We start from the raw sequence: 12377 nt of genomic DNA, 5'->3' as shown, positions 1-12377 counted from the left end.
TGTTGGCCTGTGCGGGCGGGTTGGCTCCAACAACATGTACTGTCCGCAGGTTTTTCCAAGCTCTTAGACGTCTCACGACTTATCTCAAGCCTCCACTAAGAACTATGACAAGCACCATAAATACCAAGGCTGAACACATGAGCGCAACAGCCCTCAGTGCTACTCCGCTTGTTTCTTGGCCCTCTTCATCTCTGTGGCGAAGGACCATAAGGTATGCGGGGGAAGTAGCAAAAGAAAAGAGTGTGGCCCCTGCAGCTGCCTCAAAGCTTGCTACGAGCGGTTGCGTGGCAACGTGGGCTCCTATAAGCCCTATGCCTGCAAGAGAAACCAGGAGAACGACTGCTGCCCAAAGCAGGCCGAGTCCGATTCCGCGAATAGCAAATCCCAAAGGCGATGGAGCATCTTCATCATCTGGGTCGTGTTCAATAAAAAATGCTGTTACATAGCTTGCCATCTCATCGGAGACGAGAAGGGCAACCGGCGCTGCAAAAGCACATGCCATTCCCACTTCGGCGCCAAGTGTAATTGCCATAATACCGGCCATAACAATCCAGAAAAAGAACCACATCTGACGACGAAAAAGACGCTTAACCTCGCCGCTCTTCTCACGAGAAGAGCTATCGCTTGAAGAGCCTCCGGCAATATGAAGGTCTTCCTCGTGTTCCTCTTCGAGAACATCAAGTGCATCGTCGACGGTAACAATGCCGAGAATCTTGTGGTTCTCATCGACAACAGGCACTGCAAGCAGGTTGTACTTAGCAATATTTTCTGCTACATCTTCCTGATCGTCATCAGGATTGGCCACGATGAGATCTTCGCCGTTGTCCAAATCTCCCAAACACTCGTCCTTTTGGGCTATAAAAAGGCGGCGAACAGTCACCACTCCATCAAGGCGGCCGTCCTCATTGGTGAGATATACATAATTCACTGGTTCAAAGTCATCGTCGAGCGAGGAGATGCGAGCAGCCGCATCTGCAACCGTTGCGCTGCGCTTCATAGCGACAAACTCAGAGGTCATAATACGGCCGGCTGTATCGTCTTTATAACCTAAAAGCTGACGAACAGCACGCTGCTCCTTAATACCCATAAGGCGCAATAGGCGCTCGGCCTTTTCGTAATCAAGCTCGCCTACAAGCTCAGCAGCGTCATCTGGATCCATTTCTGAGAGCATGCGCGAAGCGTCGCCCGGATCCATATCCCCCATGATTTTGGCAGCCATCTCATCATCGTCGAGCTCTGCCATAGTTTCTGCGGCTTGTGTGTCATCGAGCTGAGCAAAGACTTGTCCGCGAAGGCGAGGGTCCAGCTGCTCAATAATGTCGGCAATATCAGCTGGGTGTAGATCGTCCAGTGTTTGGTGTGAGATAGAAAGGCGTACCTGGGATAGATCTCGATCAAGAAGATCCATGTAGTTCCAGGCGATTATTTTCTCAGGAATGTCGTTGCCAAGAGCATGAGCACAACGCATGACAAGACGTTCAAGTGCTGGAGAAATTGCACGTAAAATACCACGAATACCAACCTCTGCTCCAAGGAGACGGAGCTGAGAAGAGCTGGTATCAGAAAGTTTAAGGTCGTTTACGCGCACAACACGCATGCCGCGAGTATCAACAATCTGCTTGTTAAGCAGGTCACGAGCGATAAGAACTTCGTCAGGCTGGAGATACGAGAAGCGAATATCGGTGGCAGGAACTGAAAGACGCACTTCATTCTCATCGAAAGAAGCAACGTACTTGCGCCATGAGATCATAAAAGGTGTTTTACCAGGACCTTGAAAAGCGAGTGAGGTTACTCGGGGAAACACCTCACGCGTTGCAATGCCGAGGTCGTTGACAACACCAATTCGTTCACCTTCGGCATCCAGCACAGGAATGCCCAAGATCTGGGAGAGGTAAATCATGCGTGCTCCTAACACCTATGGCTGCATGACAGCGCAGCATGATGCAGTAGTTACGCCCCCTGGGCGCAACTTAAAGCACGCCGTGGGGGCTAATGACTGTGCGGTCGAGGTTTCATCAAAAGCCCTTCTTATAGACAACAGCTGATAAGAACTTGTGCAGTTCTTATCTACGCGGAAGCATTGTACTCGCTTAGCGTAGAGATATGGTGCGAAGAACACATTATCTGTCGTATTATGGACGAAGATTATTGCGATAAATCCCTACAGGTCGCTATATTCTGGCAGTGCCAGCACGAGAGGGGACCAGCTTATGAGCGGTATTTTCGATAATTTCCAAGCTTCTCTTAACCGTGGGGTCAATGCGGTGGGGCGTTCAACGCAGACTGCCCAACTCAATATGCAGTTAAAAGATCTGCTCAAACAGCGTCAGAATTTGGCAGCTCAGCTCGGCGCAAGCTTGTATGAAATCACAAAAGACAATGCTGAGTTTAGGGTTGGCCGCGAGGCAATCTATGATGGCATTGCTGCCGTAGATGCTCAGCGTGCTCAGATTGAGGCTTCTATCGCAGAGATTAAAGCAGCACAGGCTGCAGAAACCGCCTCTGCTCAGCGCTTTCGTTGTCCTAATTGTGGTGCCATGGTTTCAGCAACCGACTTATTCTGCTCGGGATGCGGTACGCCTATTGATCAAATTAAGGCTGCTGCAGGTGTTTCTGCTGCTCCAGCACCAGCTGCCGCACCGGCTGGGACGCGCGTGTGCTCAAATTGCGGTGCTCCTATGGGCGAGAATGACTTGTTCTGCATGAATTGTGGTCATCGTGAAGAGCCAAAAGCAGAGGCCGCACCAGCACCAGAGGAAGCTCCAGTATCCACGGAACCAGAAATGCCTCTGCCTGAACCCGTTGCGGTTTCAGAAACCCTTGTTCCTGAGCCAGAACCGGTTGTAGAGACAGTGGTAGTGGAGGAGATAACCGAAACAGTAGAGCCCGAGAACGAAGCTGATCCTGTGGCCGAGCCTGAGGAAGCCTCCGAGCTTGCTCCAGAACCTGATACAGAGCCTGAAAGTGTTCCTGAGCCTGCAGTCGAGTCTGAAGCAACGCCCGAACCTGTAGCCGAGCCTGAGGCACCAGCAGCTCCGGATTACAAGACATGTCCTCACTGTGGTGCTCCGCTTGGTCCGAATGATAAGTTCTGCATGTATTGCGGACATGCTACGGAGGCTGCTCCAGCAGAGCCCGAGGAAGTATCGGCTGAGAAGCCTACGACACCTACGTGTCCAAACTGTGGCGCAGAGGTCGGCGCGAACGATAAGTTCTGCCTCAAATGCGGAACCAAGCTGATTTAGTGTGATAAAGACCTGCTTCTCTGAAGCAGGTCTTTTTTGTTCATGGACTTTAGTCCGTGCCGCGCAGTACGCGCGGCATAGAAAACCACCCGCTGTGCGGGTGGACAGTACTTGGTGCTATGCAACGAAATGCCTTCCCCTCTAGCATGGTGATTGTTCAGGTCGCCGGCCCCGAGGGGAAGGTGATTGCCGTGGCCCAGAAGGCCAACAGCCTTGCGCACACGAAGTGGCTCTGCAAGTACCACATCGTGTTCGCACCAAAGTATAGAAGGAAGGTCATCTACAACCAATACCGCAAGGACCTGGGGGAGATTCTCAGGCAGCTGTGCCAGTGGAAGGGGGTCGAGATCATAGAGGGGCACCTGATGCCGGACCACGTGCACATGCTGGTCAGCATCCCGCCCAAGATCAGCGTGTCGAGCTTTATGGGCTACCTTAAAGGGAAGAGTTCGCTACTCATGTTCGACAGACACGCGAACCTCAAGTACAAGTTCGGGAACAGGAAGTTCTGGGCGGAGGGCTACTACGTCTCCACTGTAGGCCTCAACGAGGCCACGATCGCGAAGTACATACGCGAGCAGGAGCGCGCCGATATTGCCCAGGACAGGCTGAGCGTCAAGGAGTACGAGGATCCCTTCGCGAGGGGCCCGCAGAAGGAGGGTTAGGCGCGCCGCCGGTTTGACCGGCCCGCCACGAGTCAAGGGGCTATCGGGCCTGAACGTCAGTTCAGGCCGGGGGCTTGAGCCCCTGGCCTGGGACCCTAGGGTTATACCCTAAGAGCAAACCACCCGCTGTGCGGGTGGTTTTGATTAAGGGTGTGATCTGCTCATGTTTTGTCCAAAGTGCGGATTTCAAGTTGCCGATGGTGCAAAATTCTGCCCTAAATGTGGCTGCCACATGCCAGAGACTTCTCAGGATACAACCCATGATCAATCGCAGCTGAACACACCTCATGTAAATCCACCACGTAAGTTCCCTCTTATTCCAATAGCAATCGTTGGGGTGCTGGTTGTTGTAATTGGTGCTTTTGCAGTGCTTGGGTTTATGGGCATCGGCCCCATTGCTGGTCTATTGCGTGGTGGAACCGGTGCTGTGTCTGAAGAGCCTGGTCACACGCAGGGAAACTACAGCTCAAATATTTCTGTTGGATATGGCTACGGCGTTTCTGATAACGACTACGATTACTTTATTAGTTATCGAGGCGGAGGCATTTGCCGGGCAAAGTGGAATGGCGATAGCTCTGAAACAGAGACTATCTATCCAATAACGATTGATGAACATTCGTATTCTTATGCGTCATTTCTCAATATTGATGATGGCTGGCTTTACTTCTGCGAGTTTACCTATGACTACGATAACTCAGGCAAACAAACGCAGAAGCTCGTGCGTGTCCGTACAGATGGATCTGATGCAGAGACGATCCATGAATTTGAAACAGTAGATGTGGATGACGCAAATTACAATGTTTCAGCGGTATACCTTTTCGACAGCAAACTCTATGTTCTGATAACGAACAATGCGTCTGATGTTAACGGGGTTGTTTATCAGGTTGTTAGCATGAACGAAGACGGGTCTGATATTGAAGAACTCGGCGAAGTTCAGGTGGATGGCTATGCATATTTTGTCCTAACCCCCGATCGTATCTACTATGCAGCCACTCCCACTGATTCTTCCAGCTCAGCCCAATCTAAGAGCACGATTTATGCACAGGACCTCGATGGTTCGAATATGTCTGTAATATATGAGAGCGACATTGGTACGATCTCTGCTCTTGCATATAAAGACGGTCGTCTGTACTTCGAAGAGAGTAATTCTACGATCAATTATCAGAAGCTCGTCTCGGTAGCAGTGGACGGGTCTGATGTGCAGCGGCTCTATGAAGCTCCTGCACAAACCGGCGTGTATATTGGTATGTATGCTGACGATAAAGCCTATCTTATTGCTTACGACAATTCAGAAGGCTATGCGATGACACCTTCTTACATGGTGGCAGTTCCACTTTCCGGAAATGGTGAAACATCGCAGGTCGATTTTCCAGCAGATGGCTTCAATGTCATGCTGCTTAACGCTGGAGACCACATGATTATTCTCAACGGTGGCGGCGATGTTGCAAGCCTTGGATACGAGGTTTGGGGCATGTCCTTTGATGGTAGCGAGGAGAAAACTTACGTAGCATCTGAATAAAACGTTAGACATTTCTTATCAAAAAATGAGGCCGTGCATTGCTGCGCGGCCTCATTGCGGATAAAACGACGCCTAAGCTTTGGCTGAAAGCCGTGCGACAAGTTCATCAAGTGGAAGGCCATCTTCTGGAATGGCGTTTCTCCAGTAACGGGCGCTCTCCTCGAATCCAACCCAATCCTGTTCGATAATTGAGGCGGTACCGGAATAAAGCTCAAGCGTGAGATAAATGTCTGTACAGCGATCCGGCATGCCTGGATCGATTGGTCTGTCATAGCTGGCTTTGAGCGCAGAAAGCACTTTGAGAGGATTGATGATTCCCCAAGCGTTTGTTTTCTCAGTGAACGAAATGTGAGCTGAGGTTTGTCCGTCTGTCTGTTGGAGATGGATGATGGGGCTATAGCAGCCAAGTTCAGAGAGCCACTGATAGCAGTCGCAGTCTTTGGCACTGGCAAACAGCTGTGGGTTCTTATCCATATCCTCTTCGATTGAGGGCCAGGCAGAAATGCCGCGTTCGCGTGCAAGGGCAAAGGCCTTGTCTGATCCAAGCCACAGATCGGGATACGGTGTTGTGAGGTATTGGCCCTCAGAAGGGCGTTGGAATTTGCGCTGATGATGTCCTACATCTTCCGTGAAGTAGAAATTACGTCCGCTCTCCTGAGTTACGCGGCGCAGCAGCTCACGAGTATCGTTAATACGCCACGGGTATTGGTGCGGTGTATACATCTGCTCCAGACCAAGCTCTCGGCACCCTACCTCTCCTGCGTGGCGATTAAGTTGAACTAACTGTTCGACAAGTAAGTCAACGTATTCGCTGTATGTGGCTTGAGACTGCAGGACACGATGCGGAAATGCATGCGCGAAGAATCCCATGCCACAGCCAAGTTCTCCCGCGGCTTCTACCATGGGATAGAACCAATTGTTCATCATGTTTTCGCGCACGCGAGCATCTGGATGCGTCATGCCCAGGGTTGAGTAGGTACCATGGCCTGAATAAAGATTTGCGACTCGGATATCGTGCCGGCGCTCCGCATCACGAACTTGACCTATCCAGGCATGGAAATAGTCTTGCCCCATAAAGAGGGGATCGTGCTCATTATCTGCGCTTGCTTCAACATATCGAATGTTCAGATCCGCGATCTTCTCGGCCCATTCGTCTGGCGTGCACCAACGTTTGTAAAAAGCAACGTTATCCCACGTGAGATAAATGCGGGGATAAGAGACTGCATCTGCCATGGTTATACCTCCAGAGCGTCAACACCTTGCTCGGCCATCATCTGACGAAGCTCCTCGATGATGCTAACGCCTGCCGAACAGCCAATACGTGTGGCGCCTGCGCGAATCATATCGAGAAATGCTTCGGCAGTTCTGATGCCGCCGGCTGCCTTTACCTGGACCTTATCGCCTACATGCTCTTTCATGAGGCGAACATCCTCTACTGTTGCTCCACCAGTGCCAAAGCCTGTTGAGGTTTTAATAAAGGTTGGCTCAACGGTACGGGCAATCTCGCAGAGCTTGATTTTCTCTTCGTCTGTGAGATAGCAGTTTTCAAAAATAACCTTGCTGGGGATATTGGCTTCACGACAGATGGCAACAATGCTTTCCATCTCTTTTTCTACGTAATCCCAATGACCCTCTTTTACCTCGGTGAGGTTAACTACATAGTCAATTTCATTAGCACCCTGCTCGATGGCATCGCGTGTCTCAAAGGCCTTGGCAGCAATGCTTGTCTGTCCGAGCGGGAATGCAATGGCGGCACCCGTATCAATATCAGTACCTTCTAATTGCTTCGCACAGAACGCTGACTGTGTTTGATTGATAGCGACCATCTTAAAGTGATAGCGCTTTGCCTCGTCACAGAGCTTAACCATGTCTGCTTCTGTAGCATCGGCATGCAGATTGGTGTGATCTATCAGGCGTGCAAAATCATCGAGTGTCCAGCGTGCCATAGAGCCTCCCTTTGTTTGGCGGATATTATGCGCCTCATTGATTGACGATACTGTCAAGATGTTGATAATGTAATGACATAATAATAGGTAATGAATCAATGAACAAGCTCATTGCAAAAGAAACAGGCTTATTCGGCGTAGTACATCGAAAGAAAGAAGCGTCTATGGCGAGGACTCCGCTTTACGCAAAGATAAGAAATGACCTTCGGACCAAGATTGAGCAGGGCGAATATGCTGTTGGCGAGGTTATTCCATCGGAGGTGGAACTGGCAGAAACGTATGGCGTAAGCCGGCCTACGGTTCGTCAGGCCGTGCAAGCTCTTGCCGACGAGGGGTATTTGGATAAACGCCGCAAGCGCGGAACTCAAGTGCGACAGCGAAAAATCGAGCAAGGTTTTACGCTTACAATCCGCAGCTTTGAAGAGGAAATGAAAGCAAATCGCAAGATCGGACGGACCGAAGTGTTGGCACTGAGGCGCGAAAACCCATCCGATGAGGTGGCTCGTCGTCTTGAGATTGATCCACGTGATGAAGTGTTTAAGCTGGTTCGCCTTCGGTATGCCGACGATGTGCCCAATGTCTTTAATGAAAGCTATATTCCAGCAGCTCTTGTCCCGACGTTTGATACGTATGATTTCCAATCGCGTTCTATGTATGACGTCCTCAATGAGCTGGGAGAAAAGGTGGTATCAGCTGTTCGATCGATAGATGTTGTGGGTGCAGATCCAACACTTGCCGCACTGCTTGATGTTGAAGAGGGCGATCCTTGTTTCCTGTTCCACACCGTCGCAAAGGATGCAGCAGACCGTGTTGTTGAGTATTCAATAGCGAAGTACCGCGGTGAATCCAATACATTCGAGGTTCGAATCAATTCCTAACGAGTGAGATTTATATTACATATTTGCAATTTATCGCGAATAAGTAAGGATGTAATGCGCCTAAGACCTTTTGTCAGGGACTCTGAAGGGAGAATGATGGCTCCAATACAAGTTTGTGTAATAGGTTGTGGACGTGCAGGCATGATTCATGCACGCGATTATGCCGGAGGGGTTCGAGGAGCGCGTCTGTATGCAATTGCCGATCCCTCGGAGCAGGCTCGCGAAAATGCCCAGGCAGAACTCGGCGTTGAGCATGTGTATGCAGATTGGCACGAGGCCATTGAAAACCCCAAGATAGATGCAGTTGTGGTGGTAACGCCTACGGCTATGCATCGCGACATAGTGGTCACGGCTGCAGAGGCTGGCAAGCATGTATTCTGCGAGAAACCCATGGCAGCTTCTGAAGCTGAGTGCGAAGAGATGATTGCCGCTTGTGATAAGAACGGCACTAAACTGCAACTGGGTTTTATGCGCCGCTTTGATGAGAGTTTGCAACATGCTCGTCGCGCCATTGACGAAGGCCAAATTGGTGACGTTGTGCTGGTGAAATCGCTTACTCGCGGCCCTTCTCATCCAAAGCCATGGATGTATAACGTGCGCGAGAGCTACGGGCCTATCGGAGAAGTTAACTCGCATGATTTAGATACGCTGCGCTGGTTTGCAGGCTCAGAGGTTCGGAGCATTTTTGCACAAGGAGGTAATTTCCGCTCTCCGGAGGTAGCCGACGAATTCCCTGAGTGGTATGACACCGTGACGATGAGTCTGACCTTTGATGATGGAAAGCTTGGATTGGTAGACGGTGCGCAATATGTGCAGTATGGCTACGATGCGCGCGTTGAAGTGCTTGGTACAGAAGGTTCGATTCTTGTTGGCCAACAACCACGTGAAACGTTTGTAGTAACTGGTTCAGATGGCCAGGTACGTCGTCCTATGAACAATAGCTGGACGTATCTATTCCGCGAAGCATATCAGCGAGAAGACCAAGCTTTTATCGATGCAATTGTAAGAGATGAAGAACCGGCAGCTACCGGGCATGATGGCCTTATGGCGGTGCGTCTTGTCAATATGGGTTTGCAGTCGTTACTCGAAAATCGAGTAGTGGTGGATGACTCAAGAGCGTAAGAAATTCTGCGTAAATAAAAAATTCGTATGTGCCGTGAGGGAGATGGGTGTGAATGAAGGCGATACAGCTTACTGGCAGTGAATCTCTCATGTTATCGGAGGTGGAAAAGCCGGAAATCGGACCAGGAGAAGCGCTCATTCGTGTGCGGGCTGCATCAATCTGTGGATCCGATGTCCGCATGTTTCGCAATGGGTATCCAGGAGCTACACCGGAAACGCCTCTTACTTTAGGCCATGAGTTTGCTGGTGTTATCGAGAAAATCGATGATGCGGCATTGGCGGCTGCGCCCAATCTTATTCCTGGAGCACGAGTAAGCGTTGCTCCTAACTGGGGCTGTGGAACGTGCGATGCGTGTGTCTCGGGCAATACACATCTCTGTGCAACATATCAAGCATTTGGCATCAATGCGCCAGGTGGTTTTGCCGAATATGTGCGGGTTCCAGCTGCGGCACTCTCGCAGGGCAATGTTGCAATTGTGCCGAATGAAATGTCTTTTGAAGAAGCTGCTCTTATTGAACCGCTCTCGTGTGTTTACAACGGACAAGAGATTTGCGGCATTGAGCCAGGAGATACCGTTGTGGTGGTGGGTGCTGGACCCATCGGCATTATGCATGCCATGCTTGCTCAAGCAAAAGGGGCCGGTATTGTCGCAATTTGCGATTTCAATGAGAAGCGCGTTGCGCAGGCATCTCAGCTCATGCCCGATGTGGCTGCACTTCCTGGTGGAAATCTGTGCGACCAGGTCATGGAGCTCACCGATGGTCATGGTGCAAATGTAAGTATTGTTGCAGCGCCTTCTCCAGAAGCTCAAGCAGAGTCTTTTTCATACATGGCAATGAACGGAAGGTGTCTCTTCTTTGGTGGATTACCAAAGGACCGTTCACATGTCTCTATTGATGCAAACCAAATTCACTACAAGCAGCTTAGAATATTTGGATCCACACGATCCAGTATTCGTCAGTACCGCACCTGTCTCAAACTGGTTGCTAGTGGAAGGTTGCCGCTTGAGCGCTTGGTCACTCATCGCTTTACCCTCGACCAATATGAGGAAGCTTTTGAAGCAGCTGCAATGGGCGCAGGCTTAAAGTGCGTATTTGAAATGAGCGTGTAGCTATAAAATCCAAGCTAAATGTCATGGCTTAAAGAAAAACCCCGCACGGATGTGCGGGGTTGCATTTTATCTGGCGGAGGGGGAGAGATTCGAACTCTCGGGACGCTGAGCGCCCAACGGTTTTCAAGACCGCCGCATTCAACCACTCTGCCACCCCTCCGGGCGTTGGACTATTCTATCGCAAAGTAGAACAAATCAAGCGCAAAATGATATTTGTTCATAACCTATGTGTATGAATGAGTATACGGGAGGCTGTGTGGACGCAAAAGACATCTTGGAAAGCGGTATTTCGCCTGAAGATATTGCATATATGGATATTGCGCTTGAAGAGGCACGCATGGCTGCCGATGAAGGAGAAGTACCAATAGGCGCAGTGGTTGTATATGACGGGCAAGTGATAGCGCGGGCTCACAACCGACGTGAACAGGATAAAGATCCTGCAGCTCATGCCGAACACAGTGCGATGGTTATGGCATCTCGCGTGTTAGATCGTTGGCGGCTTAGTGGTTGTACGGTATATGTCACCCTGGAGCCCTGTTTGATGTGTGCAGGGCTCATGATAAACGCCCGTATAGATCGTTGTGTATACGGTGCTCCTGATCCTAAAGGCGGGGCTTTAGGAACGCTTTACGATATTAGCCACGATGCACGCCTCAATCATGCCTTTGAAGTGTGCCCTGGAGTCCGATCTGATGAAGCGGCGCAATTACTGAGAGATTTTTTCCGAGCGCGCAGAAAGAATCGTCAAAAAGAGACAGGTGCTTTTTTACCGAGGGCCGATAACTAATAACCAATAATCGCAGTATCATGACAAAGCGGCTTGTCAGGCGTATGTTGGATTAATACAACCGTGTAACTATCACCTGCTCAAGAGGAGGGCCCGAAATGCCAAGTATGGTCCGTCATGTTTCGATCGACGATGTGCGGACTGCTCGTGAACGTCTTGAGGGACGTGTACGAAGAACTTGGCTTGAGGAGTCTGTTTATTTAGGTAACCGAAATAGACGCTATTTTTATAAGCTGGAAAGCCAACAAATTGGTAAGTCTTTTAAAATTCGTGGCGCTCTTAATGTTTTAGAGCAACTGAATTTAGGTGAACGCGCACGAGGTGTAGGTGTTGTTTCAACCGGTAACAGTGCCGTTGCTCTTGCCTATGCTGCCCGCGAACTTAACATCGAAAATTGTTTGGCAATTGTGCCTGTTACTACGCCCGCTGCAAAGCTTGATAGGATCCGTTTTTATGGTGGCCGAGTTATGAGCATGGGTGAGAACTATAGTGAAGCTCTCATGCTAGGGCTCAACTATATTGAGTGTTCAAACATGCATGTCATGGATCCTTTTGGCTGTGATCCCGCAAATTATGCAGGTTCCGGCACTATCGGGTTGGAAATTCTTGAACAAAATCCTGATATCGATACTATTGTGGCTCCCATTGGTACAGGCGGTCTTATTACAGGCATTGCGGTCGGTGCTAAATCAATTCGCCCGGATGTTCGAATTGTTGGAGTTCAGACAGAGGCTTGTCCAGCCATGTATGAGTCGCTTCGCCATGGTACGTGCTACAGCACCTATCCAGTTTCAGGCGATACGGTTTGTGGCGCCGTAACCGGTGGCGTAGGACGCATTGCTTACGAGATGCTACCCACGCTTATCGATGACATTATCGTGGTAAGCGAGCGTTCTATCTGCGACGCATTGAAGTTCATGATTGAACGCGAGCAAATTGTTGCCGAAGCTGCAAGCGCTATGGTTGTTGCTGCTGTACATGATTATCCCGAAGAAGTGGGCGGTTCCAACGTTGCGCTGGTCATTAGCGGCGGCAATATAGATGCAACGTTGCTCGAAACCCTGTTGAAGGAGAAGGATTAACCCGCGGCTTATCCGGTGCTT

At 50.1% G+C, this 12377-nt stretch carries 12 protein-coding genes and 1 tRNA gene; 9 read left to right on the top strand and 4 right to left on the bottom strand.

Annotated elements, in window-relative coordinates:
• Positions 1–79: 79 nt before the first annotated feature.
• The gene (locus ACQY6Y_RS03270; RefSeq protein ID WP_428378883.1) at positions 80–1900 is read right to left on the bottom strand and encodes a magnesium transporter; all 1821 of its coding nucleotides are present in this window, start codon (positions 1898–1900) and stop codon (positions 80–82) included.
• Here ACQY6Y_RS03270 and ACQY6Y_RS03265 point away from each other — a divergent pair.
• The 4 genes from ACQY6Y_RS03265 (at position 1899) to ACQY6Y_RS03250 (ending at position 5429) form a co-directional block, all read left to right on the top strand.
• Positions 1899–2045, top strand: coding sequence for a hypothetical protein (locus ACQY6Y_RS03265; protein ID WP_428378882.1), 147 nt, complete (start codon positions 1899–1901; stop codon positions 2043–2045). The genes ACQY6Y_RS03270 and ACQY6Y_RS03265 overlap by 2 nt on opposite strands.
• A 165-nt stretch (positions 2046–2210) precedes the next feature.
• The gene (locus ACQY6Y_RS03260) at positions 2211–3245 is read left to right on the top strand and encodes a zinc-ribbon domain-containing protein (protein ID WP_428378881.1); all 1035 of its coding nucleotides are present in this window, start codon (positions 2211–2213) and stop codon (positions 3243–3245) included.
• A gap of 191 nt (positions 3246–3436) precedes the next feature.
• Positions 3437–3910: an IS200/IS605 family transposase gene (tnpA, locus tag ACQY6Y_RS03255; RefSeq protein WP_428378560.1), complete on the top strand. Its 474-nt coding sequence runs from the start codon at positions 3437–3439 to the stop codon at positions 3908–3910.
• Between the two features lie 163 nt (positions 3911–4073).
• Positions 4074–5429 (top strand): zinc-ribbon domain-containing protein, encoded by a 1356-nt coding sequence (locus tag ACQY6Y_RS03250; protein WP_428378880.1) that lies wholly within the window; start codon positions 4074–4076, stop codon positions 5427–5429.
• Positions 5430–5501: 72 nt separating this feature from the next.
• Here the strand turns inward: ACQY6Y_RS03250 and ACQY6Y_RS03245 are convergent, their stop codons facing one another.
• Both ACQY6Y_RS03245 and deoC read right to left on the bottom strand, forming a co-directional pair.
• Positions 5502–6662 (bottom strand): TIM barrel protein, encoded by a 1161-nt coding sequence (locus tag ACQY6Y_RS03245; RefSeq protein WP_428378879.1) that lies wholly within the window; start codon positions 6660–6662, stop codon positions 5502–5504.
• A gap of 2 nt (positions 6663–6664) precedes the next feature.
• Entirely contained in the window at positions 6665–7375 is a 711-nt protein-coding gene (gene deoC, locus ACQY6Y_RS03240) for a deoxyribose-phosphate aldolase (RefSeq protein ID WP_428378878.1), read from the bottom strand.
• A gap of 164 nt (positions 7376–7539) precedes the next feature.
• Between deoC and ACQY6Y_RS03235 the strand changes: the two genes are divergently transcribed.
• The 3 genes from ACQY6Y_RS03235 (at position 7540) to ACQY6Y_RS03225 (ending at position 10487) form a co-directional block, all read left to right on the top strand.
• A complete protein-coding gene (locus tag ACQY6Y_RS03235) occupies positions 7540–8253 on the top strand; it encodes a GntR family transcriptional regulator (protein WP_428378877.1) in 714 nt (237 codons plus the stop codon).
• Positions 8254–8349: 96 nt separating this feature from the next.
• Entirely contained in the window at positions 8350–9375 is a 1026-nt protein-coding gene (locus tag ACQY6Y_RS03230) for a Gfo/Idh/MocA family oxidoreductase (RefSeq protein WP_428378876.1), read from the top strand.
• A gap of 53 nt (positions 9376–9428) precedes the next feature.
• A complete protein-coding gene (locus ACQY6Y_RS03225) occupies positions 9429–10487 on the top strand; it encodes a zinc-dependent dehydrogenase (RefSeq protein WP_428378875.1) in 1059 nt (352 codons plus the stop codon).
• A 71-nt stretch (positions 10488–10558) separates the two neighbouring features.
• On the opposite strand, the gene ACQY6Y_RS03220 is transcribed toward ACQY6Y_RS03225, so the two are convergent.
• Positions 10559–10647, bottom strand: a tRNA-Ser gene (locus ACQY6Y_RS03220).
• Positions 10648–10797: 150 nt separating this feature from the next.
• Between ACQY6Y_RS03220 and tadA the strand changes: the two genes are divergently transcribed.
• Positions 10798–11274, top strand: coding sequence for a tRNA adenosine(34) deaminase TadA (gene tadA / locus ACQY6Y_RS03215; protein ID WP_428379942.1), 477 nt, complete (start codon positions 10798–10800; stop codon positions 11272–11274).
• A gap of 98 nt (positions 11275–11372) precedes the next feature.
• On the top strand, positions 11373–12356 hold the full coding sequence (locus ACQY6Y_RS03210; protein WP_428378874.1) for a threonine ammonia-lyase: 984 nt from the start codon (positions 11373–11375) through the stop codon (positions 12354–12356).
• The last annotated feature ends 21 nt before the right edge of the window (positions 12357–12377 follow it).

This window comes from Olsenella sp. Marseille-QA0557 (assembly GCF_965119725.1).
In the GTDB taxonomy this organism is placed as follows: Bacteria; Actinomycetota; Coriobacteriia; order Coriobacteriales; family Atopobiaceae; genus Coprovicinus; species Coprovicinus avistercoris.
This window is presented reverse-complemented; position numbering and strand designations above follow the sequence as displayed.

Coding starts and splice junctions, on each gene's coding strand:
- ACQY6Y_RS03265 (WP_428378882.1), top strand. CDS start 1,899: ATGCGTGCTCCTAACACCTATGGCTGCATGACAGCGCAGCATGATGCA.
- ACQY6Y_RS03270 (WP_428378883.1), bottom strand. CDS start 1,900: ATGATTTACCTCTCCCAGATCTTGGGCATTCCTGTGCTGGATGCCGAA.
- ACQY6Y_RS03260 (WP_428378881.1), top strand. CDS start 2,211: ATGAGCGGTATTTTCGATAATTTCCAAGCTTCTCTTAACCGTGGGGTC.
- ACQY6Y_RS03250 (WP_428378880.1), top strand. CDS start 4,074: ATGTTTTGTCCAAAGTGCGGATTTCAAGTTGCCGATGGTGCAAAATTC.
- ACQY6Y_RS03245 (WP_428378879.1), bottom strand. CDS start 6,662: ATGGCAGATGCAGTCTCTTATCCCCGCATTTATCTCACGTGGGATAAC.
- deoC (WP_428378878.1), bottom strand. CDS start 7,375: ATGGCACGCTGGACACTCGATGATTTTGCACGCCTGATAGATCACACC.
- ACQY6Y_RS03235 (WP_428378877.1), top strand. CDS start 7,540: ATGGCGAGGACTCCGCTTTACGCAAAGATAAGAAATGACCTTCGGACC.
- ACQY6Y_RS03230 (WP_428378876.1), top strand. CDS start 8,350: ATGGCTCCAATACAAGTTTGTGTAATAGGTTGTGGACGTGCAGGCATG.
- ACQY6Y_RS03225 (WP_428378875.1), top strand. CDS start 9,429: ATGAAGGCGATACAGCTTACTGGCAGTGAATCTCTCATGTTATCGGAG.
- tadA (WP_428379942.1), top strand. CDS start 10,798: ATGGATATTGCGCTTGAAGAGGCACGCATGGCTGCCGATGAAGGAGAA.
- ACQY6Y_RS03210 (WP_428378874.1), top strand. CDS start 11,373: ATGCCAAGTATGGTCCGTCATGTTTCGATCGACGATGTGCGGACTGCT.